The following is a 24110-nucleotide window of genomic DNA, read 5'->3' on the forward strand; positions in this document are numbered from 1 at the left end:
AGAAGGTAATTAGAAATTAAAATAATCCTTGGCGTTGTCGTGGCATATATTCCGAATCATGCGAGACAATATCTTGTTATTATCGGGTACTTCTTTTCTTTCTACCCAACCGCCAATAAGGTTGCATAAAATCCGTCTGAAATAATCATGTCGGGTATAAGATACAAGACTACGAGAATCCGTAAGCATGCCAACAAAGTTCATCAACAAGCCCTGATCGGCCAGGCAAGCAAGCTGGTTCTCCATGCCCCGACGTGTGTCATTAAACCACCAGCCTGATCCCAATTGCATCGGTGATTTAACACCGCAATCCGCAGACTGGAAATTCGCGATAGTCGTAGCCACAAGATCGTTATAGCTGGCATTAAGGTTGTACAGGATAGTTTTCGGCAAGGCATTGTCTTTCGCCATGGCATCTAACAATCCATTCAGATTTTCTGCCAGTTGATATTGATCTGTTAACGCATCAAAACCTGTATTAATGCCCAGAAGTTGATGCATTTTGGTATTGTTATTGCGAATAGCACCAAAATGGATCTGCATTGCCCAATTATGTTTTTTATAATGCCGTGCGAGCATGATAAAAATAGCGCTATTAAGAATAATACTTTCGTCCTTGCTTAACGCCTGCCCTGCTCTTTTACGCAAAAAGAGTGACGAAACTGTCGTCTCACTTGCGGATTTATAATGAATCTCAACGGGCCCATGATCGGAGACACGACACCCCGTTTGGTGAAAGAAACGGATGCGTTCACCAATAGCCGCGGAGAAATCAGCAAAAGTAGCAATATTTATTGCTGTTATATCAGACAATTTATCAATAAATAGAGAGAACGCTTTCGCGTTATTTTCAAAAACTTCATCAGGGCGGAACGTGGGTAATACTTTTACTGGGAAGTCAGACTCTTCACTTAGTCGTTGATGATAATACAAAGAGTCGAGCGGAGAATCGGTCGTGCAAATCACTTCAACATTGGCGCGTGTAATTAACTGTCGCGGTGAAAAATCCGCCCCAGATAATAAACTGTTGCAATGCTCCATGATCTCTTTCCAGTTATGGCTATCCAGCAACTCGTCACAATGAAAATAATGATGCAACTCAAGGTGAGTCCAGTGGTAAAGCGGGTTACCGAAACTTGCTTCTACTGTTTGCGCCCATGCGGCAAATTTCTCTTCAGCGCTGGCATCCCCGGTAATGTATTTCTCTTCAATCCCATTGGCACGCATTGCACGCCATTTATAATGGTCACCTGCTAACCATAACTGAGTGATGTTATCGTAGTTCTTATTTTCGTATATTTCCCTGGCGTCGAGATGACAATGGTAATCAATGATTGGTAATCCTTTTGCGATATCCTGATATAATTGCACACCGCGAGCATTGCCAATCATAAAGCTATCGTTGATAAATTTCATATATAACCCACATTTATTTATGGTGTTACTTTTTATCGTTATCCCCGCCTGCGTAGAGGCAGGCGGGAATGCCTTAATTCAGCGTTACCAGTTCCATAATGTGCCGTCTTCCAGTCTGGCGACCGGTAAGTACGCCGGGTCGTAGGGATATTTTGCCGCCCGTTTTTCATCAAACTCGATACCCAGCCCCGGTTTATCGCCCGGATGCATATACCCATCTTCAAAACGCCAGTTGTGCGGGAAAACCTCGAGCATCTGTTCGGAGTAACCCATATATTCCTGTACGCCAAAGTTCGGTACCCACAGGTCGAAATGCAGTGCGGCGGCGTGACAAATCGGTGACAAATCAGACGGGCCATGAGAGCCGGTGCGAACCTGATAAAGGGATGCAAAATCGGCAATGCGACGCATACCGGTAATGCCGCCTGCGTGAGTAATAGTGGTACGGATATAGTCAATCAACTGCTCTTCGATCAGCTGCTTGCAATCCCAGATGCTGTTAAACACTTCGCCGACGGCAATCGGGGTGACGGTGTGCTGGCGGATCAGCCGGAAGCATTCCTGATTTTCCGCCGGGGTCGGATCTTCCATCCAGAACATGCGATACGGTTCGATGCTCTTGCCAAAACGCGCAGCTTCAATCGGCGTCAGGCGATGGTGCATGTCGTGCAGCAGATGCTCGTGGAAACCAAACTTATTGCGCACGGCGTCGAACAGTTTCGGCGTAAAATCGAGGTATTTCTCCGTCGACCATAATTGCTCTTCCGGCCACTGCCCTTTGGTTGCCGGCTCGTAGGCCAGGCCTTTGCCTTTTGCCATGCCATAAGTGGTTTTCATGCCCGGCACACCGCATTGAACGCGAATGGCCTTAAAACCCATCTCTTTATGCCGGGCATAATCTTCCAGCACATCCTCAATGGTATGGCCGGTGGTGTGGCAATAAACCATCACCCCCTCGCGCGACGCACCGCCCAACAGTTGGTACAGCGGCATATTGGCGGCTTTGGCTTTGATGTCCCACAGCGCCATGTCCACCGCGGAAATCGCCGACATGGTCACCGGACCGCGACGCCAGTAGGCACCTTTATAGAAAAATTGCCAGATATCTTCGATACGATGGGCATCGCGGCCAATGAGCTGCGGGCAAAGATGATCTTTCAGGTAGGACGCGACAGAGAGCTCACGCCCGTTAAGGGTGGCATCGCCCAGCCCGACAATCCCCTCGTCGGTAGTGATTTTTAAGGTGACAAAATTGCGCCCTGGACAGGTAACAAAAACTTCAGCCCCTACGATCTTCATTCGGTTATTCCTTGCATCGTCTTAACGTAATGCAGGAAATCTACGCTCTTGGACTACTACCATACAAGTAGGTTGATCAGAAAATACGCTTTTGGTCACAAAAAACGGAGGCTTATGCGCGCCCCCATCCGGCGACAATGATCAACATTCCACACATCGCCACTGCGGCACCCAGCCAGTCATATAGAGTGAGTTTTACTCCGTCCACCATGCGCAACCACAGCAGCGCGGTACAGACATACACTCCGCCGTAAGCGGCATAAACCCGCCCACTGGCCGCCGGATGCAACGTCAATAACCAGACAAACAGGGCCAGCGCCAGCGCCGCTGGCACCAGCAACAGTGGCGTTGCGCCACGCTTCAGCCACAGCCAGGGCAGAAAACAGCCGACGATTTCACACAATGCTGTGGCAAAGAAAAGCAGTGTCGTTTTGAACATTTTTGGCACTATTATTCAATATTGGTTGAACCATCATACCCGATAATGCTCTCAGTCAGAGCGCCCGGTATCCCGGATGGCTGAGATCGCATAGAATAGAAACGTACGCCTTTTGTTTCTCACAAATAAGGAAATCGCAATGACAACTACACTTAGCAAACGCCTGTGCCTCACCGCTATGCTGACGCTGGGTGCCATCGTGTACACCACTTCCGCTCTGGCTGAAACCAACCGACTGGTGATCGAATCCGGCGACTCGGCCCAAAGCCGTCAACAGGCCTCGATGGAAAAAGAGCAATGGAATGACACGCGCAGCCTGCGCAATAAAGTGAATAAACGCGTAGAGAAAGAGTGGGACAAAACCGACGTGGCTTTTGATGCCCAGGATAACTGCCAGAAAAGCACTAACGTGAACGCTTACTGGGAACCGAATACCCTGCGTTGTCTGGATCGCCGCACCGGTCGCCAAATTCAGTAATCGCTTTCGGGCGCGCTTAGCGCCCACCTCTCTCACTGCAAAAGGATGTCTCATGAGTGACGCCAGCAGCGTTCGTTTGCGCCCGCTAGAGCGCGAAGATCTACGCTTTGTCCACCAGCTTGATAATAACGCCAGCGTGATGCGCTACTGGTTTGAAGAGCCGTACGAAGCCTTCGTTGAACTGTCTGACTTGTATGATAAGCACATCCACGATCAGAGCGAGCGCCGTTTTGTGGTGGAGTGCGAAGGCGAAAAAGCCGGGCTGGTTGAACTGGTGGAAATTAACCATGTGCATCGCCGGGCGGAGTTTCAGATCATTATTTCGCCGGAGCATCAGGGCAAAGGCCTGGCATCAAAGGCGGCCAGGCTGGCCATGGATTACGGTTTTACCGTACTCAACCTCTATAAGCTCTATCTCATCGTTGATAAAGAAAACGAAAAGGCCATTCACATCTATCGCAAGCTGGGATTTATGGTGGAAGGCGAACTGATCCATGAATTTTTTATCAATGGTGAATACCGCAATACCATCCGCATGTGCATTTTTCAGCAGCAATATCTGGCCGCGCATAAAACTGGCTCTACGCTGCTGAAACCCACCGCGCAATAAGCGCGGCGGGCACGGGTATCAATAATAATCGATGGTATTTTTGATGCTGAATTTGCGTTCCACCGATGGCGTTACGCTGTTATCGATCATCACCAGGCTGCAACTGATCGGGTTGTCGTGGCTGTCGTAATCACAGCTCTGTTTCACGTTGCCCAGCGGTTTATCATTCAACGTACTGACCGCTGTGTAATCGAGCTTCTTGCGCTTATCTTTGGAGGGCGTGGAGGCCACCGTTAAATGTTCCTCTTTCGAGGTGGTGGATTTACCCAGCGGGTATCCTTCCTCATCGTAGCGGTACTTCACTTCCATATCTTTACCGCGGGCAAGCACAACAAAACCGTTGTCATCCGTATCCCAGGTCACACCCGCCGCAGGGAACTCCGCCAGCTGGCATTTCCCCTGCAAGCGCAAGCGCTTCTCCTGAGAATCGGCATCAACATAGTAGTTCGCATTCAATACCAACGACACGCCGCTATTGTTTTCCAGGTCGTGAAGCTCCAGCGTATCGAAACACCCCTCCTTCGACAGCGTGCCGGTCACGCGCTTGGTCACTTCACCCTTATCGTTGAGCAACGTCTGGCTGAAATCTTTTACCGGGCCACGCAGCGGATCAAAATCAAATTCATTTGAAAAACTGGCCATCTCTGGCGTAAACGATACCGGTCCTTTCGCATCATCACATCCGGCTAATAACACGGCGAGAGAGATGACTAATAGCTGTTTTTTCAACGGGTTCACCACATTTTTCTTCTGTATTGCGCATATATTAGCAAATCCTATCCAATATAGGGCAGCCCCCTGGTGGTTTCTCTGCTTTTCTATCTAGCTTATTCAGATTATTCAGATATTTACCTTTCGCTTACGCGGGAAGTGCTAAGCTTAATACGGGTTAAATAAAAAGGAGACGAGGATGCACGCTTCACGTTGGCTTTGTGCACTACTGCTGGGGGCATGTGTTCCGGCATTTGCCGCGCCGGATTCCTGCGAGCGCGTCAAAACAGACATCCAGCAGCGCATTATGAATAATGGCGTTCCGGAATCTGGTTTTAGCCTGAAAATTGTGCCCAATGACCAGGCCGATCAGGCAGGTGCCCAGGTCGTTGGGCATTGTGCCAATGATACCTACAAAATTCTGTACATCCGCAATAGCGGTGCCGCGCCGCAGGGCGAACAGGGCACCGACGCGCAGTAAATATAATCCCCCTGAATACTGGGGGATTATCCTCAACTTGATCACGGTTAATATTTCCCTACCCCATGGTGGGTACGATCACTCTATTGTTAGCCTGCTTATTAATTTGGCGGGTAATTTCTTTTAATTATAAATAATAATGGAGTGAGCTATGTCTGAAACCGAACACAGCGGTGGCATAAGCCGACGAACGCTGGTGAAATCCACTGCGCTCGGGTCGCTTGCGCTGGCTGCCGGTAGTTTTCATCTCCCTTTCGGTATGCGTTCCGCCGCGGCCGCAGTGCAGCAAGCCATGCAACCCGCTCCGGATAAAGTGGTATGGGGCGCCTGCTCCGTAAACTGCGGCAGTCGCTGCGCATTGCGCTTACACGTCAGGGATAACGAAGTTTACTGGGTTGAAACAGATAATACCGGCGATGATCAGTATGGCAACCACCAGGTCCGCGCTTGCTTACGCGGGCGTTCGATTCGTCGGCGCATCAACCACCCGGATCGCCTGAACTACCCGATGAAGCGCGTGGGCAAACGCGGCGAGGGTAAGTTTGAACGCATTAGCTGGGACGAGGCGCTGGATACCCTCGCCAACAGTTTAAAAAGCGTGGTACAGAAATACGGTAACGAAGCGGTCTACATTAATTACTCTTCCGGTATCGTCGGTGGAAACATTACCCGCTCTTCCCCTTCAGCCTCCATTATTGCCCGTCTGATGGCCATGTACGGCGGTTTCCTTAACCAGTACGGCACCTACAGCACCGCGCAAATCTCCTGCGCCATGCCCTACACCTACGGCTCCAATGATGGGAACAGCACCTCAGACATCGAAAACAGCAAACTGGTGGTGATGTTTGGTAACAACCCCGCAGAGACCCGTATGAGCGGCGGCGGCATCACCTATTATCTGGAGCAGGCGCGCGAGCGTTCCAATGCACGGATGGTGGTGATTGACCCGCGTTATACCGACACCGCCGCCGGGCGCGAAGATGAGTGGATCCCGATTCGTCCGGGAACCGATGCCGCGCTGGTGGCAGGAATGGCCTGGGTGTTGATCACCGAGAACCTCGTCGATCAACCGTTCCTGGATACCTATTGCGTGGGCTACGACGAGAAAACGCTGCCAGCAGACGCGCCCGCCAACGGGCACTACAAAGCCTACATTCTGGGACAGGGCGATGACGGCGTGGCAAAAACACCGCAGTGGGCTGCCCATATCACCGGTATTCCTGCCGATAAGATCATTAAACTGGCCCGCGAAATCGGCACAACGAAACCGGCGTATATCTGCCAGGGCTGGGGACCACAACGCCAGGCCAACGGTGAACTGACCTCGCGGGCAATCGCCATGCTGCCCATCCTCACCGGTAATGTCGGCATTCATGGCGGTAACAGCGGTGCGCGGGAATCCACTTACACTATCACCATCGAACGGATGCCGATGCCGGAAAACCCGGTCAAAACATCAATCTCCTGTTTTACCTGGACCGATGCCATTGACCATGGACCGGAAATGACTGCCACCCGCGACGGTGTGCGCGGAAAAGACAAACTGGATGTGCCGATTAAGTTCATCTGGAACTACGCGGGCAATACCCTCACAAACCAGCATGGCGATATCAATCACACCCACGATGTGCTGCAGGATGACAGCAAATGCGAAATGATCGTGGTGATTGAGAATTTCATGACTTCATCAGCCTTGTACGCCGATATCCTGCTGCCGGATCTGATGACCGTGGAACAGGAAGATATCATTCCCAACGATTATGCCGGGAACATGGGTTACCTGATCTTCCTCCAACCGGTGACCACACCGAAGTTTGAGCGTAAACCGATTTACTGGATCACCAGCGAAATCGCCCGCCGCCTGGGGCCAGATATTTACCAGCGCTTCACCGAAGGACGCACCCAGGAAGAGTGGCTGAAGTATCTGTACGCTAAAATGGTGGCGAAAGATCCGCAGTTGCCCACCTACGACGCGCTCAAGGAGATGGGGATTTACAAGCGCAAAGATCCGAATGGTCACTTTGTCGCCTATAAAAAATTCCGTGACGATCCGCAAGCCAACCCACTGAAAACCCCGTCAGGCAAAATCGAAATCTACTCCAGCCAACTGGCGAAAATCGCCAGCAGTTGGGAGCTGGAAAAAGATGAGGTCATTAATCCGCTGCCAGTGTATGCCTCAACCTTTGAAGGTTGGGACTCACCGGCACGCAGTCAGTACCCGCTGCAACTGTTTGGCTTCCACTATAAAGCGCGTACCCACTCAAGCTACGGCAACATTGATGTGCTGAAAGAAGCCTGCCGCCAGGAAGTGTGGATCAACCCCATCGATGCGCAACAACGCGGCATCGCCAATGGCGACATGGTGCGCGTGTTTAACGACCGTGGCGAAGTGCGGATTGCCGCAAAAGTGACGCCACGCATTATGCCGGGGGTCAGCGCAATGGGCCAGGGCGCATGGCATCAGGCCAATATGGACGGCGATCGTGTCGATCATGGCGGCTGTATCAACACCCTGACCACCCACCGCCCCTCGCCGCTGGCGAAAGGCAACCCGCAGCACACAAATCTGGTCGACATCCAAAAGGTTTAAGGAGTAGCGGATGACTACGCAGTATGGTTTTTTTATCGATTCCGCCCGCTGCACCGGTTGTAAAACCTGCGAGCTGGCCTGTAAAGATTACAAGGATTTAACCCCGGATGTCAGTTTCCGCCGCGTATACGAATATGCCGGCGGCAACTGGCAGGAGGATCAGGGTATCTGGCATCAGGACGTTTTTGCCTATTACCTCTCTCTTTCCTGTAACCACTGTGACGATCCGGCCTGTACCAAAGTCTGCCCAAGCGGCGCTATGCATAAACGCGAAGATGGCTTTGTGGTGGTGGATGAAGATGTGTGTATCGGCTGTCGCTACTGCCATATGGCCTGCCCGTATGGTGCGCCGCAATACAATGCCGCGAAAGGGCATATGACCAAGTGCGACGGGTGTTATGACCGCGTCGCGCAGGGCAAAAAGCCGATCTGCGTCGAGTCCTGTCCGTTACGGGCGCTGGATTTTGGCCCCATCGACGAATTGCGCAAACAGCATGGTTCGCTCGCCGCTATCGCGCCGTTGCCGGCATCGCACTTTACCCGGCCGAATATTGTCATCAAACCCAACGCCAACAGCCGCCCGACAGGGGATACCACCGGCTATCTGGCAAACCCGCAGGAGGTGTGAAATGGGAAGCGGATGGCATGAATGGCCGCTGGTGCTGTTTACCGTGCTCGGTCAGTGTGTTGCAGGCGGATTAATCGTCACCGGCCTTGGCTGGATGGCTACCTCCGGGGATCAGCGTACACAGGCAAGCATTGTGCGCAGCCAGCTTTTGCTGTGGATCTTGATGGGCATTGGCTTTATTGCCTCGATGATGCACCTCGGCTCACCGCTGCGGGCATTTAACTCCCTGAACCGTGTGGGCGCATCGGCGTTGAGTAATGAAATCGCCGCCGGGTCGCTGTTTTTCGCCGTGGGCGGTGTCTGGTGGCTACTGACATGGCTTGGCAAAATGCCGGCTGCGCTCGGGCGCTTATGGCTGGTTGTCAGCATGGTGCTGGGTGTGCTGTTTGTCTGGGCGATGACGCGTGTTTACCAAATCGATACCGTTCCCACCTGGCACAACGGTTACACCACCGCCAGCTTTTTCCTGACGATGCTGATTGGCGGGCCGCTACTGGGGGCGCTGCTGCTAAGGCTGGCGGGGATGCGTTATAACGCATCACGTTTTGCGGCGGTGAGCGTTGCCGCCCTGGTGGCGAGCTGTGCAGTGGTGATGTTACAAAGCGTGCAGTTAGGCGAAATCCACAGTTCGGTACAGCAGGCCATCGCGCTGGTGCCAGATTACGGCATGCTACAGGTATGGCGTTTAGCGCTGGTGGCGCTCGGGCTGGGGTGCTGGATCTGCCCGCTGGTGATGCGTAAGCAACCACAGGTGATCAGTCTGCTGGCCGGGATCGTGCTGGTGGTGGCGGGCGAAGCCGTGGGACGCGGCCTGTTTTATGGGCTGCATATGACCGTCGGCGTTGCCGTTGCGGGTTAACCGCGTGCGTGCCGGATAGCGGCTTGCGCCCTGTCCGGCCTCTCTAAACGACGTTGACCGACATTATCAGGAAGAGTATGACTGACGATACCCGTGAAGCATTCATTTTTACCGCCCGCGTGCTGGGCGCACTCTTTTATTATCCACCGGACAGCGAACCCGCAGCACCGCTGATTGCCGCGTTTAAACAGGATGACTGGGTTGAGCAGTGGCCGCTGCCACAAGCCGTCCTTCAGCCGCTGGTAGCGGCTTTTACAACAACCAGTGATGAGCCATTGCAGGACGCCTGGCAGCGTTTACTGATTGGTCCTCACGCGTTGCCCGCACCGCCCTGGGGCTCGGTGTGGCTGGATAAAGAGAGTGTGCTGTTTGGCGACTCCACACTGGCGCTGCGCCAGTGGATGCGCGAAAACAGCGTCGTTTTCGACAGTACGCAAAATGAGCCGGAAGATCACTTCGGCGCATTGCTGTTGCTGGCAGCGTGGCTGGCAGAACAAGGCAACCGTGTTGCCTGCGATCAACTGCTGGCCTGGCATCTGCTGCCGTGGGCCGGGCGTTTTCTCACCGTATTCAGCGACGAGGCCAGGCATCCTTTCTGGCATGCGCTGGGCTTACTGGCGCAGCTTACGCTGGCGGACTGGCAATCCCGCTTGCTGATCCCGGTCGCACAAAAACCCCTTTTTCGTTAATTTCCCTCCCGATCAGGCGATCGGGACACATCTCTGCGCACCCTCATTAGTGACAGTGTCACTTACATGCTTCGCTTTTAAGACAATTCTATAGGCACTGTATACAGCCGTTACGCCATCCGGCTTGAGCCCGTGACACGGCACCTGACGATGTGTCAAAACCGACGCCATTTACTGGAATCCTTCCCAGGTGCTTGCTATAGCTCAACACACCCTGCCGAACATGGCATAACAACACGCAACGTCTGTTGCCACAACGCATGCAAACAGGGAGACACACTGCAATGCACACCTCCACGCTTACGCGCGCCCTGCTCTTTATCGCCGGGATTGCCGTTGTTCTGGCTCTGCTGGTCTGGGGAATCGGACCGGAAACCGTTAAAGCCCGCCAGGTTGATTTGCTCTACCTCGGGCAACAACATGTGATTCTGGTGTTCAGTTCCATGTTTTTTGCGCTACTGGTAGGGATTCCCAGTGGTATCGCCCTTAGCCGACCCGCGGCACGCGGTGTGGCGGAATACGTGATGCAACTCTTTAATGTTGGCAATACCCTGCCGCCGCTGGCAGTGCTGGCACTGGCGATGGTGGTGATTGGTATCGGCGATACACCGGCCATCATCGCACTGTTCCTGGCCTCGTTGCTGCCGATAGTACGCAACACCTATGCCGGCCTCTGTTCCGTGCCCCCTTCATTACTGGAGGCAGCGAACGGGATCGGTATGACCAAATGGCAACGGTTGCGCCAGGTGGAGCTGCCCAGTGCCCTGCCAGTGATACTCTCCGGCGTGCGCATTGCCACCGCTATCAACGTCGGCACTGCGCCGCTGGCTTTTTTGATTGGTGCCAGCAGTTACGGCGAGCTGATTTTCCCCGGTATCTACCTGAACGATTTTCCAACCTTGATCTTAGGCGCGGCGGCAACCGCACTGTTCGCCCTGATCCTCGATACCCTGCTGGCAGCACTGGGCCGTTATCTGAGCCCGCACACAGCCTGAGTACATAACAAGGAATGCCAATGAAACGACTGAGCCGATTGCTGGGAGCCCTGGTCGCCATCGCGTTGTTTAGCGCCAGCGCCCAGGCCGCACCGTTAATCCTCGCCACCAAAAGTTTTACCGAGCAGCATATTTTGTCCGCCCTGACCGTGCTGTACCTGCAAAAAAGAGGTTTTCAGGTGCAGCCGCAAACCAATATCGCCACGGTAATTTCCCGTAACGCCATGATAAATAAGCAGGTTGATATGACATGGGAGTACACCGGCACCTCGCTGATCATCTTCAACCATATCAACAAGCGGATGTCACCACAGGAATCGTATGAAACGGTGAAACGCCTGGATGCCCAACACGGGTTGGTCTGGCTGAAGCCCGCAGATATGAACAATACCTATGCGTTCGCCATGCAGCGCAAACGCGCGGAAGCCGAACATATCAACACCCTGTCAGAAATGGTGGCGAAGATTGAGCAGATCCGTAAAACCGACCCGAAAAAGAACTGGTTGCTCGGGTTGGATCTGGAGTTCTCCGGGCGTAGCGACGGTATGAAACCGTTGCAACAGGCCTATGCCATGGAACTGGATCGCCCGCAAATCCGCCAGATGGATCCCGGCCTTGTCTATAACGCCATTCGCGACGGTTTTGTCGATGCCGGGCTGGTTTACACCACCGATGGACGTGTGAAAGGGTTCGATCTGAAAGTGCTGGAGGACGACAAAGGCTTCTTCCCCAGCTACGCGGTGACGCCGGTGGTGCGCAAAGACACGCTGGCGGCCAATCCGGGGCTTGAAGAGGCACTGAATAGCCTCTCAGGGTTGCTCAATAATGACGTCATCATGACCCTGAACGCCAAAGTCGATATTGATCACCAGACGCCGCAGCAGGTCGCCAGCGACTTTCTGCACGAAAAAGGGGTGTTATAAGGAGCGCCTATGGACACGATTCATTACATGATGGAAAACGCGGGCTATCTGGCGGCGTTGACATTCCAGCACCTGTGGCTGGTCGCGCTGGCGGTGGGACTGGCGATTGTGATTGGCGTACCGCTGGGGATTTTAATCGTCCGCCATCAATGGCTGGCAACCCCGGTATTGGGCATCGCCACGCTGGTGCTAACGATCCCCTCAATTGCGCTGTTTGGTTTGATGATCCCACTCTTTTCGCTGATCGGTCAGGGTATTGGCGCCGTGCCTGCCATTACCGCCGTCTTTCTCTATTCACTGCTACCGATTGTACGCAACACACATACCGCGCTCGACAGCCTGCCGCCGGGTCTGCGTGAAGCAGGTCGTGGTATCGGCATGACGTTCTGGCAACGTCTGCGCTGGGTAGAGATCCCGATGGCGCTACCGGTCATTTTTGGCGGTATTCGCACCGCCGTGGTGATGAATATCGGCGTGATGGCGATCGCCGCCGTAATTGGCGCGGGCGGACTGGGTCTGCTGTTGCTTAACGGCATTGGCGGCAGCGACCTCCGTATGTTGATTGCCGGGGCGCTGATGATCTGTGTTCTCGCTATCGTGCTCGACTGGTTACTGCATCGCTTACAAATTGTGCTTACGCCGAAGGGGATCCGTTAATGATTAAACTCGACAATCTGACCAAACAATTTACGCAAAAAAACGGCCAGACCTTCAAGGCTGTTGACAATGTCAGCCTGGAAGTGCCTGAAGGTGAAATGTGCGTTCTGCTTGGCCCATCGGGCTGCGGTAAAACCACCACACTGAAAATGATCAACCGCCTGATCACCCCCTCCAGTGGGACGATTTTGATCAACGGTGAAGACACCAGCGCGATGGATACCGTCAGTCTGCGGCGCAATATTGGCTATGTTATTCAGCAAATTGGTCTGTTTCCTAATATGACCATTGAAGAGAACATTACGGTGGTGCCACGCATGCTTGGCTGGGATAAAGCCCGCTGTAAAACCCGTGCCGAAGAACTGATGGAGATGGTGGCGCTCGATGCCAAAAAATTCCTCCACCGCTATCCGCGCGAGATGTCCGGCGGGCAGCAGCAGCGTATCGGCGTGATCCGCGCACTGGCAGCCGATCCGCCGGTGCTGCTGATGGATGAACCCTTTGGTGCCGTCGACCCGATTAACCGTGAAGTGATCCAGAATCAGTTTCTCGACATGCAGCGCACGCTGAAAAAAACCGTCATGCTGGTCAGTCACGACATTGATGAAGCGCTAAAACTGGGCGATCGCATTGCGGTGTTCCGCCAGGGGCGCATTGTGCAGTGCGCCAGCCCGGATGAGCTGTTAGCCAAACCGGCCAATGAATTTGTGGGAAGCTTTGTGGGCCAGGACAGAACACTCAAGCGGTTGCTGCTGGTCTCCGCAGGCGATGTCACGGATCAACAACCCACTCTCACCGTGCGCGAATCCACCTCTGCGGCGGAAGCGTTCGCCACAATGGACGATCACGATATCCGGGCGATTACCGTGGTGGATAACGCGGGTAAACCGTTGGGTTTTGTCAAACGCCGCGAAGCGCGAAACGCCGCCGGGCGCTGCGCAGATCTGCTGCATCCGTTCCGCATCACCGGCAAAGCGGAAGATAACCTGCGCGTGGTGCTGTCGAAACTGTATGAAAGCAATACCAGCTGGATGCCCATCGTCGACGAAGAGGGGCGTTATAACGGAGAAATCTCTCAGGACTACATTGCGGATTATTTAAGTTCCGGCAGAACGCGCCGCGTGCTCAATATTCACAGCGACGCCTGACGGTCAGGCAAAACCCTCCATGCGGAGGGTTTTTTCAGGCTAAAACACGGTCGGCCACCAGCATGCCGGTTGCCATTTGCAGATTAATGTACTGCGCCAAATCACGTTGTTCCGGGCGCGGCAAGTACGGCAGTTCACCGACCAGCGGCGCAGGCAGTTTTTTGCTCAGTACATTGATGATTTCTGCATAATGTGCCAGACCCGGATTGATACGGTTGGCGACCCAGCCAATCAGCGGCAGACCGTCGCTGGCAATCGCCTGTGCGGTCAGAAGTGCATGGTTAAGGCACCCCTCCTGGATCCCCACCACCATCACCACCGCCATTTGCTCTTGCACTACCCATTCAGAGAGCGGGCGTAAGTCATTCATCAGGCTGCGCCAGCCGCCGGTGCCTTCAACCACCACATGATCAACCCGGTCGCACAAATTCGCCAGGCCGTTGGATAACAGGGTGTAATTGATTGGGCAGCTATGTGCAACGCTGCTCTCTTCTTCGCTTAACGCGATAGGGTTTACCGCCTGGTAAGGTAACTCCAGCGATGAAACGCTTTGCAGCACCAGCGCATCTTTATTGCGCAGCCCTTCCGGCGTCTCTTTACTTCCTTTAGCGACAGGTTTGTAGCCTGCCACTGTTTTGCCGCTGGCAGCCAGCGCCTGTAGTAGCGCGCGGGACGCCACTGTCTTGCCGACAGAAGTGTCTGTACCCGTTACAAAGAAACGCTTAAGCATGACGAACCCCACCGTTGTTCAACGAAAATATAAACCAGGAAAATAATTCAGTGGGGAAAGTCTAAGTTAAGTGCACAGGACTCAGCTTGAGGTAGCGCAATTTTTAGGGCAACAGTGCAAAATTGTTACCCCTGCAACAGACGAATCAGCAACGATCCGTTATACATCGCGTCTTTTACCAGCGCCGCACCGGCCATGGTGCCCTGGTTGGTGAACTGGGTGCTCTCAACGCTGATGTGTTTACTGTAAGCCGGCAGCGCCTGTTGGCGAATGCAATCGGTAATGGCGGGAAAGAGGATATCTGCGGCTTTGCTGAGTGGCGAACCAATCAATATTTTTTGCGGATTGAACAAATTCACCATGATGGCAAGGATACGACCAATATTGGCGCCAACACCGTTGATAATGTCTTTTGCCAGCAGATCCCCCTGCTGTGCGGCCTGACACAGCCACTCTACCGTTAGCGGTTTTTGATGCAGCATCGAACTCATTGACTGGCTCATTCGCCGCTGCGCCAGTTCCAGCACGCTTTCTACGCTGGCGATGGTTTCGAGACAACCGTGGTTGCCGCAATAGCAGCGTTTACCGTAGGGATCGACCTGGGTATGGCCGATTTCCACCAGACTGCTGCTCCCGGCATGCAGTAAGCGCCCGTCGGTGATCACCCCGGCGCCCACGTTATGATCGATCACCACCTGAATCACATCCCGCGCGCCGCGCGATGCACCAAACAGCGCTTCCGCCATTGTCCACGCGCTGATGTCATGCTGCACATACACTGGCACACCAGTGTGATTCTCCAGCACTTCGCCCAACGGCATATCTTTGACATCCTCATAAAACGGCATGCGGTGAACGATGCCATTTTCCGTATCAATAATGCCCGGCAGCGTAATGGCGATAGCAGTCAAACGCTCCAGCTTGTTCTGATGGCGGGTAAAGAAACGATCAATATGCGACGTGACGCGTTCCAGTAACGGTAACGGATCAACAAGCGGCAGTTCGAGGCGATCTTCCACGACCAGTTTGCTGCTGAGATCGCGCAAGGAGAGGAAGATTTCGCCCCGGCTGATGCGCAGTGAAAGATAGTGCCAGGCTTCGGTTTCCACCGTCAGCCCCACAGCCGGACGCCCCCGGCTGCCGGGTTCCTGAATTTCCGTTTCCTGCACCAGGTGCGCTTCGAGCATTTCACGGACGATTTTGGTGATACTCGCGGGCGCAAGTTGCGCCAGTCGGGAAAGGTCGATGCGCGACACCGGGCCAAGCTGATCAATCAGGCGATACACTGCCCCTGCATTGGTCTGCTTAATTTGATCAATATGCCCAGGCTGACTATCAGCAACCACCTCTGACTCCCTTATTTTCGCGCTTCGAAATAAACTTTTGAGCTATGGTGAAGCACTTCACGGGTCGTCGTCAAATTTTTACCCCGGCTTGTGATTTACAGCACATTTTGCAAGGACTTATGTGCAAAAATCATCCGCCCGCCGCGGCAAGCAGATGCTGTTTAAAACGCGCCGCCGCCGTTCCCTGTTCATGGTGTTTTGACCATACCAGCCACATTTCCGACACCGCATCCGGTTCGGTAATCGGTACCCAACGCATTTCACGCAATTGTACGCGCCGGAAAGAGGCAGGCAGAATCGACACCCCCATGCCGGCCGCCACCAGACCAATAATGGTCATGGCTTCGCCGACCTCCTGCGCAATCGTCGGCGTCAGGTGGTAACGGCGCATCAGCCCAAGAATATCGTCATACAAGCCAGTGCCCACATGCGGATCGAAAAAGACAAACGGTTCCTGCGCCAGTTCCACCAGCGATACCGCCTCACGCGCGGCTAAGGGGTGGTTGCGGTGGATCATAGCCAGCAGCGGTTCACGCAGGATCACCTGCCATGCCAGCGTTTCCGGCAGTTGTGTATTACGCATTAACCCCAAATCCAGGCCCCCTTCGTTTAACGGTGCTATCTGTTCACGGGTGTTTATTTCCCGCGTTTGCAAATGCACATCCGGGTAGCGTTGACGAAACGATGACAGCGTGTCGGAGACAGCTTTGATAAAGGGTGCCGATGAGGTAAAACCGATGCGTAACTCACCGGTTTCCCCTTGATGCAAACGCGCCGCGCGAGCCGCGGCGTCATCCACCTGACTTAAGATTTGCCGGCTATCGGCCAGAAACTGTTTGCCCGCAGGCGTCAGCGATACGCTGCGGTTGGTGCGTGCCAGCAGACGCGCGCCGATTTGCTGCTCCAGAATCTGGATCTGCTGGCTCAGCGGCGGTTGCGAGATATTCAACCGCGCGGCGGCATGACCGAAATGCAACTCTTCGGCAACGGCAATAAAGTAGCGTAGATGGCGAAGCTCGATATTCATATTTAATAAGTCTTATTTGAGATTATTAATATATTAGACAGAATATTACACATTTCATACCCTTATGAGGTGGTAAGCCCGTCACCAAAATCACGGGATGAAAAGCTAAGGATCTCGAGTGAGTCGTACAACTACCGTTGACACCGCGCCGGCAAGCGTCGTTAACGAAAAACCTGTTTCTGTGCCGGGACAGTTTATTAAACGTGGTACTCCCCAATTTATGCGCGTGACGCTGGCGCTCTTCTCCGCCGGGTTAGCGACCTTCGCCCTGCTCTATTGTGTACAGCCGATTTTACCGGTGCTCTCCCAGGAGTTTGGCGTCTCGCCGGCCAGCAGCAGTATCTCCCTTTCTGTTTCGACCGCGATGCTGGCGATCGGCTTGCTGTTTACCGGACCGCTGTCGGATGCGATTGGACGTAAAAAAGTGATGGTGACCGCACTGTTACTCGCCTCCTGCTGTACGTTACTGTCGACCATGATGACCAGCTGGCACGGCATTCTGGTGATGCGCGCGCTGCTGGGCCTGTCATTAAGCGGCGTGGCGGCGGTCGGTATGACCTATTTAAGCGAAGAGATCCACCCCAGCTTTGTCGCCTTCTCAATGGGGTTGTACATCAGCGGCAACTCTATTGGTGGAATGAGCGGCCGCCTGATCAGCGGGGTATTTACCGACTTTTTTAACTGGCGTATCGCGCTGGCGGCCATTGGTTGCTTCGCACTGGCCTCGGCGCTGATGTTCTGGAAAATTTTGCCGGAATCGCGCCATTTCCGCCCGTCCTCACTGCGTCCCAAAACGCTGTTTATTCATTTCCGGCTGCATTGGCGCGATAAAGGCCTGCCACTGCTCTTTCTGGAAGGCTTTCTGTTGATGGGGTCGTTCGTCACGCTGTTTAACTACATTGGCTACCGGCTGATGCAATCCCCGTGGATGCTGAGCCAGGCGGTGGTCGGGCTGTTGTCCGTGGCCTACTTAACAGGGACCTGGAGTTCGCCGAAAGCGGGTGCGATGACCAGTAAATATGGCCGTGGCCCGGTGATGATGGGTGCCACCAGCATAATGTTGATAGGTTTGCTGTTAACACTGTTCTCGTCGCTGTGGCTGATCTTTGCTGGCATGCTGCTGTTCACCGCCGGTTTCTTTGCCGCCCACTCGGTCGCCAGTAGCTGGATTGGGCCGCGTGCAAAACGCGCCAAAGGCCAGGCCTCGTCACTCTATTTATTCAGCTACTACCTGGGATCCAGCCTGGCGGGCACGTTAGGTGGGGTGTTCTGGCACAGCTACGGTTGGAATGGCGTGGGTGGTTTTATTGCAGCAATGCTGGCTATCGCGGTGTTGGTAGGCAGCAGGATCCACGCTCGCCTGCGGTAATGCCGCGAACAGCATCATGACCCCGCCCTTGCGCGGGGTTTTTTATTTGCGCTGTTGGCCTGTTAAAACAACCCCAGTATGGACGAGGCGCCCATCAGCTCCCGCACGGCATCAAGCGCCATCAGAGCAAAAATTACCCATACAAATGGATTCATGGTTATCGCTGCGCTGTGTTGTTATTTGGTGATGTAAATAAGATTTATCTATTATGGTACAAATCCCATTATCGGCAGCATAACTACTACTTTTAGGTGGTTATGACAGAAAAACACAACCAGAGGCATTATGGATAAGCAAAACTATCAACAGCTCACCCGCACATTTCTTCGCCTGTCGCGCTTTTCACATCTCGCCGCCATCGCCAGTTGGGACATGTTCGCCATGATGCCGCCGGGCGGAAGCGCCGCGCGGGGAGAAGCGCTGGCGGAACTCAGCGTATTGCGCCATCAGATCCTTACCGACAAGAAAACCGGTCAATGGATACAGGCCGCGCAACAAGAAGATCTGGACGATATTGAACAAGCCAACCTGCGTGAGATGACCCGCCATTACCAGGAAGCGGCCCTGTTACCAGAAGCGCTGGTGGAAGCGCAGTCGCTGGCGGGCAGTAAATGCGAGCACGCCTGGCGCACACAGCGCCCTAATAATGACTGGGCCGGATTTTCCGCCAACCTGAAAGAGGTCGTCAGGCTGAGCCGTGAAGAGGCGAAACTGCGTGCGGACGCCAAAGGTTGCACGCCTTACGACGCTCTGCTGGATAAATTTGAACCGGATATGACCAGCGCCCGTCTGGATGCACTGTTTGGCGATATGAAATCCTGGTTGCCGGACCTGTTGCAAAAAGCCGTCGCGAAGCAGGCGCAGCAATCGCTGGTTGCGCCGCAAGGGCCATTCCCCATTGATGCGCAGCGTGAACTGGGGTTACAGGCCATGCAGGTGCTGGGTTTTGATTTTAATGGCGGGCGTCTGGATGTGAGTGCGCATCCTTTCTGCGGCGGCGTGCCGGAGGATGTGCGCATTACCACCCGCTACGATGAAAATGAGCTACTGAGCGCGTTGTTTGGTGTCGTGCATGAAACAGGTCATGCGCGTTACGAGCAAAACCTGCCGCGTCATTGGCCAGGCCAGCCCATCGCGCTCGCGCGCTCCACGGCCATTCATGAGTCGCAAAGCCTCTTTTTTGAGATGCAACTCGGGCGCAGCGATGCCTTTTTGCGCCGCCTGCAACCTGCCATCGTGCAGCGTTTCGGGATGCAGCCAGCCTTTGAAGAGCACAACTTTATTGCCTGGAATCAGCGCGTAAAACCGGGGTACATCCGCGTCGATGCAGACGAAGTCAGCTATCCGGCGCATGTGATCCTGCGTTATGAGATCGAACGCGCGCTGATGGATGGCGAGATTGAGGTTGAGGATATTCCGGCACTGTGGAACGAAAAAATGCAGGCATGGCTGGGACTCTCCACTGAAGGCAATTACCGTAACGGTTGTATGCAGGACATTCACTGGACCGACGGCGGCTTTGGTTATTTCCCCTCCTATACGCTGGGTGCCATGTATGCAGCCCAACTGTTCCATGCCGCGCGTAACGCGCTACCGGGGCTGGATGACGCCATTGCCGCCGGTGATTTCACCGCACTGTTCGACTGGCTGCGGCAAAATATCTGGCAACATGGCAGCCGCTTCAGTACCGCGCAACTGATCGAAAACGCCACTGGCGAGGCGCTCAACGTGCGCTATTTCCGCGAGCATCTCACCCACCGTTACCTGTAGTAAACCCGCGCCGGAGCTGCGTTCCGGCGCGCTATTTTTCGCTGTACATCCCCGCTGTACATTCCGTTACACGCCGATACCAATCACTCACGGAAGTGGTGATTTTTTATGGATATAGTTCTTTCAACGGCCCCGCAGTGGGGTTGAATGAAGAAACCAATTCGAGGATATCGGAATGAAAAAAGTATTAGCTCTGGTTGTTGCCGCTGCAATGGGTCTGTCTTCTGCTGCTTTCGCTGCCGACACTGCAACAACAACTCCGGCTCCGGCTGCAACCACGACTGCGACGACCACCACGACTGCCGCACCAGTGAAAAAAGTACAGAAACATCATAAAAAAGCCGCTAAACCGGCTGTAGAGCAGAAAGCTCAGGCTGCAAAAGTTAAGAAACACCACAAAAAAGCCGCTAAACCGGCTGTAGAACAGAAAGCTCAGGCTGCAAAAGTTAAAAAACACCACAAAAAAGCTGCCAAACCGGCTGTAGAACAGAAGGCTCAGGCTGCTAAAAAACACGTTAAACATACTAAACACGTAAAACACACTGCTAAACCGGCTGCACAACCGGCTGCATAAGTAAACGTGATTGAATCCGGCGCTCAACGTACGAGCGCCGTGTTTAACCGGCGCTGACCCTTCGGGCGAAGCGCCGCTTTTCTCTGGAGGGCATATGCTGCGACGTTATCGTTTTGAAGTGATCCTGGCGATGCTGATTATTTGCGCGATCATTGCCGTCCAGTTCTATCTTTACTGATGTAGTGCGCTGATTTTACTCCCACTTTCTTCACGTCCCGTCTATATTTATTAACCTGGGCTTACGTTTAATAATCATAATTACCCCCACCCGAGTGTGATATGCGAAAAACCGTTGTGCTGTTGCTGGGACCGCTGCTTTTGTTTTCCGCTGTTGGACATGCTGACGAAGGCGATGATGACGCCGTAAACGCCAGCGACGTGAAGACGCTGTTTTTCGGGCATGATGATCGTGTCCGGGTTACCACGCCGACCAAAGCGCCATGGGATGCGATAGGTCAACTGGAAACCGCCAGCGGCAACTTGTGTACCGCTACGCTGATTTCTCCTCACCTGGCCTTAACCGCCGGGCATTGCCTGTTAACGCCGCCGCGCGGTAAAGCGGATAAGGCCGTCGCCCTGCGTTTTGTGTCGCAAAAAGGCGTCTGGCGCTATGAAATTCACGATATTGAAGGTCGGGTCGATTCCTCGCTCGGGCACCGCCTGAAAGCAGACGGCGACGGCTGGATCGTCCCCTCTTCTGCCGCATCCTGGGATTTTGGGCTGGTGGTGCTGCGTAACCCGCCTTCCGGCATTACGCCACTACCGCTGTTCGCCGGTGATAAAGATGCGCTCACTGCGGCGCTGAAAGCAACCGATCGTAAAGTGACGCAGTCCGGCTATCCGGAAGATCACCTCGATACGTTATACAGCCATCAGGATTGTGTGGTGACGGGGTGGGCGCAAAATACGGTACTGTCGCACCAGTGCGATACGTTGCCGGGCGACAGCGGTTCGCCGCTGATGCTGAAAACCGATGACGGCTGGCAACTGATTGCCGTGCAAAGCTCAGCGCCCGCGGCAAAAGATCGCTGGCGCGCCGACAACCGGGCCATTTCCGTCACCGGGTTCCGCGATAAGCTGGAAGCACTGGCGAAAGAGAACGACTAGTTCAGCCTTGCTGCTGTAATGGCAGTTGCAAAATCTCGTTCAACGGTTTTGGCGCACTGTAATAATAACCCTGTAGCTGGTCGCAACCGGCCAGCCGCAGCAGTTTCATCTGTTTCTCTGTTTCCACCCCTTCTGCCACCACCTGCATGCCGAGCGCACTGGCGATACGGATGGTGCCACTCACCAGCACCGACGCCTGTTCATCATCATCCACCAGACCGGCCAGTGATTTATCAATTTTGATGGTGTCAAAATTAAAACGCCGTAAATAACCGATGCTTGAATACCCCGTGCCAAAATCATCCAGCGCCACCGCCGTCCCCAGCGCTTTTAAATTGGCGATCGCCGCCCGCGCGCGTTCCGGGTTTTCCAGTACGTAGGTTTCCGTCACTTCAAGCTGTAACCGCCGCGCGGGAAAATGGGTTGTGCCCAGCACGCTGGCCACTTTGTTTTCAAATTCCGGATCGCGAAACTGCGCGGGCGAGATGTTTACCGACAGCTTAAGCGTACTCAATGGCATTAATTGCTGGCAGGCACGCCGCAGCACAAACTGGCCCAGCGCATAGATCAGGCCACTGGTTTCGGCCACAGGAATAAAATCATCGGGCTTCAGTTCACCGCCCGGACGACGCGGCCAGCGCGCCAGCGCTTCCACTCCAATCATCGCCTGCGTACGGGCATCAACAATCGGTTGATACCAGACATCAAACTCCTCGCGCTCCAGCCCTTCACGAATGTCATTTTCGATCAACAGTTGCCGCTCGCGGGCGCTGTTCAGTTCGGCATTGTAAAGTGTCATACACGCCTTGCCTGTCATTTTAGAGTGATACATCGCAATATCGGCGCGGCGAAACAGTTCCGAACTGGAGCACTCCACCAACGTCCCGCTGGCAATACCGATACTGGCACCAATATGAATCGTCCGTTTACCAATACGGACCGGTGCCGTAAGGTACTGCAACACGCTTTCGGCAAATTCGATCGCTTTCTCCATCGACCACGGCCCACTGAGCGTCATCGCGAATTCGTCTCCCCCCATCCGCGCCAGCATACCATCGGTAGGGATCTTCTCGCGCAGCGTCTGAGCAAGGGTGGCAATCAACCTGTCGCCGACATCATGCCCGTAAATATCATTGATATCTTTAAAACCATCGAGATCGATAAACACCACGCTAATCAATTCACTGTCACCCATCGCACTCAACTGCTCCAGGTGTTCGATCAGTGCGCGTCGGTTTGGCAAGCGACTCAACCAGTCCGTCAGGGCAATTTTGCGCGCGATTTTCTCTTCTTTCGCCAGCTTATATAACCCGGCGCTGCTCAGGGCAATAAACAGAAGGATCAGCGCAGAGGCAAGCATCGCAATGTGGCGGATATCTCCGGCGGCTGCACGGGCGGCCTGGACGCCAGGTAAACCCGGCCTCCAGCTCAGATAGCCGAGCAACTCACCTGCGGATCCGCGAACTGGAATACTGGTTGTTGTCACTACGCCTGGAGAATAGCTCAGGTTTTCAATTTGAAAGGTCGTGCCGAGATCGCTCAGGATGCGGGCGTTAAGATGTCGGGTAATAACCAGATAGCGGCGGGTCTGGTCATATACCTCAAGGCGCCCCACCATCGGGCGGATAAGCCCGATACTGACAAATGCTACCCCTTCGCGGGTTCGGGTCAGACCGGCAAAAACCTCCTGCCCGGACTGTAACGACTGCGCATGGTTACGGATTAACGCCACCAACCCGTCGCCAAAAAAAGCGAGATTGCTTTCGCTGAAAGGTTCGCCACGAAACGCGCCCCATAACACGCGGAAATTTTCGTCCAGCACGAAGGTACCATCATAGAGGTTATCCACTTTGAAACCCGCGCCCCAGGTCGTGAACAGCCACTGAAGATCAAGCTGCGGGCGATAAGTCTCACGCACCGCGTCATCCCAAACGGCGTTATCAATTACCAGCGAACGGGTACGATTAATTGCGGTCTGAATCGCCCCCTGCACCGAGAGCGCCGTGCGATGCTGATCAATTTCATTGGTCTTGGTGCTGATCAGGTGTAACGAGAGATAGAGTAACGCGATAACGGAAATAATCAGGCCAATCCCTGCCATAAAAATCATGATAAACAGGGTTCGGGCTGTAGGGATATTTCGCCAGCTTAACGGATTAAACATTCGCCGCCTCTTAATGGTGGCCCGAAAAAGTAGCCGCAGTGCGTCACGGTATTCTAAGCGTAATACAGCCGACGAATTTCGCTGCCCGCAATAACGGGCA

General features: G+C 54.0%; 24 protein-coding genes. 15 read left to right on the top strand and 9 right to left on the bottom strand.

Going from position 1 to position 24110, the window contains the following annotated elements:
* Positions 1 to 9: 9 nt before the first annotated feature.
* The 3 genes from uxaC to ABGA49_RS01590 all read right to left on the bottom strand — a co-directional run bounded on the left by uxaC (position 10) and on the right by ABGA49_RS01590 (position 3154).
* Positions 10 to 1416: a glucuronate isomerase gene (gene uxaC, locus ABGA49_RS01580; protein ID WP_347665033.1), complete on the bottom strand. Its 1407-nt coding sequence runs from the start codon at positions 1414 to 1416 to the stop codon at positions 10 to 12.
* 84 nt (positions 1417 to 1500) lie between these two features.
* A complete protein-coding gene (gene manD, locus ABGA49_RS01585; RefSeq protein WP_061495595.1) occupies positions 1501 to 2715 on the bottom strand; it encodes a D-mannonate dehydratase ManD in 1215 nt (404 codons plus the stop codon).
* 112 nt (positions 2716 to 2827) lie between these two features.
* Entirely contained in the window at positions 2828 to 3154 is a 327-nt protein-coding gene (locus tag ABGA49_RS01590) for a YnfA family protein (RefSeq protein ID WP_061495593.1), read from the bottom strand.
* 139 nt (positions 3155 to 3293) lie between these two features.
* Here ABGA49_RS01590 and ABGA49_RS01595 point away from each other — a divergent pair, with 139 nt between their 5' ends.
* Positions 3294 to 3632 (top strand): DUF1283 family protein, encoded by a 339-nt coding sequence (locus ABGA49_RS01595; RefSeq protein ID WP_061495592.1) that lies wholly within the window; start codon positions 3294 to 3296, stop codon positions 3630 to 3632.
* A gap of 52 nt (positions 3633 to 3684) precedes the next feature.
* Positions 3685 to 4242 carry a spermidine N1-acetyltransferase gene (speG, locus tag ABGA49_RS01600; RefSeq protein WP_061495590.1) on the top strand — a complete coding sequence of 186 codons (558 nt, stop codon included), beginning with the start codon at positions 3685 to 3687 and terminating at the stop codon, positions 4240 to 4242.
* An 18-nt stretch (positions 4243 to 4260) separates the two neighbouring features.
* Here speG and ABGA49_RS01605 read toward each other — a convergent pair whose 3' ends face one another.
* Entirely contained in the window at positions 4261 to 4971 is a 711-nt protein-coding gene (locus tag ABGA49_RS01605; protein ID WP_170933838.1) for a YnfC family lipoprotein, read from the bottom strand.
* Between the two features lie 181 nt (positions 4972 to 5152).
* Between ABGA49_RS01605 and ABGA49_RS01610 the strand changes: the two genes are divergently transcribed.
* The 9 genes from ABGA49_RS01610 to osmV all read left to right on the top strand — a co-directional run bounded on the left by ABGA49_RS01610 (position 5153) and on the right by osmV (position 13923).
* Entirely contained in the window at positions 5153 to 5434 is a 282-nt protein-coding gene (locus ABGA49_RS01610; RefSeq protein ID WP_061495588.1) for a DUF1161 domain-containing protein, read from the top strand.
* Between the two features lie 151 nt (positions 5435 to 5585).
* A complete protein-coding gene (gene ynfE / locus ABGA49_RS01615; RefSeq protein ID WP_134318231.1) occupies positions 5586 to 8024 on the top strand; it encodes a selenate/tellurate reductase subunit YnfE in 2439 nt (812 codons plus the stop codon).
* A gap of 10 nt (positions 8025 to 8034) precedes the next feature.
* The gene (locus ABGA49_RS01620) at positions 8035 to 8652 is read left to right on the top strand and encodes a DMSO/selenate family reductase complex B subunit (protein WP_061495584.1); all 618 of its coding nucleotides are present in this window, start codon (positions 8035 to 8037) and stop codon (positions 8650 to 8652) included.
* Position 8653: 1 nt separating this feature from the next.
* Entirely contained in the window at positions 8654 to 9511 is an 858-nt protein-coding gene (locus tag ABGA49_RS01625; RefSeq protein ID WP_347665034.1) for a dimethyl sulfoxide reductase anchor subunit family protein, read from the top strand.
* Between the two features lie 77 nt (positions 9512 to 9588).
* The gene (gene dmsD, locus ABGA49_RS01630) at positions 9589 to 10200 is read left to right on the top strand and encodes a Tat proofreading chaperone DmsD (protein ID WP_088237480.1); all 612 of its coding nucleotides are present in this window, start codon (positions 9589 to 9591) and stop codon (positions 10198 to 10200) included.
* A 284-nt stretch (positions 10201 to 10484) separates the two neighbouring features.
* Positions 10485 to 11195 carry an osmoprotectant ABC transporter permease OsmY gene (osmY, locus tag ABGA49_RS01635; protein ID WP_347665035.1) on the top strand — a complete coding sequence of 237 codons (711 nt, stop codon included), beginning with the start codon at positions 10485 to 10487 and terminating at the stop codon, positions 11193 to 11195.
* Between the two features lie 20 nt (positions 11196 to 11215).
* Positions 11216 to 12118, top strand: a complete 903-nt coding sequence (osmX, locus tag ABGA49_RS01640; RefSeq protein ID WP_061495577.1) for an osmoprotectant ABC transporter substrate-binding protein OsmX — start codon at positions 11216 to 11218, stop codon at positions 12116 to 12118.
* A 9-nt stretch (positions 12119 to 12127) separates the two neighbouring features.
* Positions 12128 to 12775 carry an osmoprotectant ABC transporter permease OsmW gene (gene osmW / locus ABGA49_RS01645; RefSeq protein ID WP_347665036.1) on the top strand — a complete coding sequence of 216 codons (648 nt, stop codon included), beginning with the start codon at positions 12128 to 12130 and terminating at the stop codon, positions 12773 to 12775.
* Positions 12775 to 13923 (top strand): osmoprotectant ABC transporter ATP-binding protein OsmV, encoded by a 1149-nt coding sequence (gene osmV / locus ABGA49_RS01650; RefSeq protein ID WP_134318233.1) that lies wholly within the window; start codon positions 12775 to 12777, stop codon positions 13921 to 13923. Before osmW ends, osmV begins: the two co-directional genes overlap by 1 nt.
* A gap of 34 nt (positions 13924 to 13957) precedes the next feature.
* On the opposite strand, the gene bioD is transcribed toward osmV, so the two are convergent.
* The 3 genes from bioD to ABGA49_RS01665 form a co-directional block, all read right to left on the bottom strand.
* Positions 13958 to 14653: a dethiobiotin synthase gene (bioD, locus tag ABGA49_RS01655; protein WP_061495569.1), complete on the bottom strand. Its 696-nt coding sequence runs from the start codon at positions 14651 to 14653 to the stop codon at positions 13958 to 13960.
* A 125-nt stretch (positions 14654 to 14778) separates the two neighbouring features.
* Positions 14779 to 15999 carry a sugar metabolism global transcriptional regulator Mlc gene (gene mlc, locus ABGA49_RS01660; protein WP_134318234.1) on the bottom strand — a complete coding sequence of 407 codons (1221 nt, stop codon included), beginning with the start codon at positions 15997 to 15999 and terminating at the stop codon, positions 14779 to 14781.
* Positions 16000 to 16129: 130 nt separating this feature from the next.
* Complete coding sequence (locus tag ABGA49_RS01665) at positions 16130 to 17026, bottom strand: LysR family transcriptional regulator (protein WP_347665037.1); 897 nt, start codon at positions 17024 to 17026, stop codon at positions 16130 to 16132.
* A gap of 118 nt (positions 17027 to 17144) precedes the next feature.
* Here ABGA49_RS01665 and ABGA49_RS01670 point away from each other — a divergent pair, with 118 nt between their 5' ends.
* Complete coding sequence (locus ABGA49_RS01670; protein ID WP_134318235.1) at positions 17145 to 18395, top strand: MFS transporter; 1251 nt, start codon at positions 17145 to 17147, stop codon at positions 18393 to 18395.
* A 62-nt stretch (positions 18396 to 18457) separates the two neighbouring features.
* Here ABGA49_RS01670 and ABGA49_RS01675 read toward each other — a convergent pair whose 3' ends face one another.
* Positions 18458 to 18550 carry a KPN_01571 family protein gene (locus ABGA49_RS01675; protein WP_209446737.1) on the bottom strand — a complete coding sequence of 31 codons (93 nt, stop codon included), beginning with the start codon at positions 18548 to 18550 and terminating at the stop codon, positions 18458 to 18460.
* Between the two features lie 130 nt (positions 18551 to 18680).
* Here ABGA49_RS01675 and ABGA49_RS01680 point away from each other — a divergent pair, with 130 nt between their 5' ends.
* From ABGA49_RS01680 to ABGA49_RS01690, 3 genes are all read left to right on the top strand, one after another.
* Positions 18681 to 20165 (top strand): carboxypeptidase M32, encoded by a 1485-nt coding sequence (locus ABGA49_RS01680; protein ID WP_088237475.1) that lies wholly within the window; start codon positions 18681 to 18683, stop codon positions 20163 to 20165.
* 175 nt (positions 20166 to 20340) lie between these two features.
* Positions 20341 to 20739 (top strand): acid resistance repetitive basic protein Asr, encoded by a 399-nt coding sequence (gene asr / locus ABGA49_RS01685; RefSeq protein ID WP_061495553.1) that lies wholly within the window; start codon positions 20341 to 20343, stop codon positions 20737 to 20739.
* Positions 20740 to 21018: 279 nt separating this feature from the next.
* Entirely contained in the window at positions 21019 to 21846 is an 828-nt protein-coding gene (locus ABGA49_RS01690; RefSeq protein WP_134318236.1) for a serine protease, read from the top strand.
* A 1-nt stretch (position 21847) separates the two neighbouring features.
* On the opposite strand, the gene ABGA49_RS01695 is transcribed toward ABGA49_RS01690, so the two are convergent.
* A complete protein-coding gene (locus tag ABGA49_RS01695) occupies positions 21848 to 24010 on the bottom strand; it encodes a bifunctional diguanylate cyclase/phosphodiesterase (RefSeq protein ID WP_347665038.1) in 2163 nt (720 codons plus the stop codon).
* Positions 24011 to 24110: the final 100 nt, after the last annotated feature.

Source organism: Kosakonia sp. WA-90, assembly GCF_039871955.1.
GTDB lineage: Bacteria > Pseudomonadota > Gammaproteobacteria > Enterobacterales > Enterobacteriaceae > Kosakonia > Kosakonia oryzendophytica.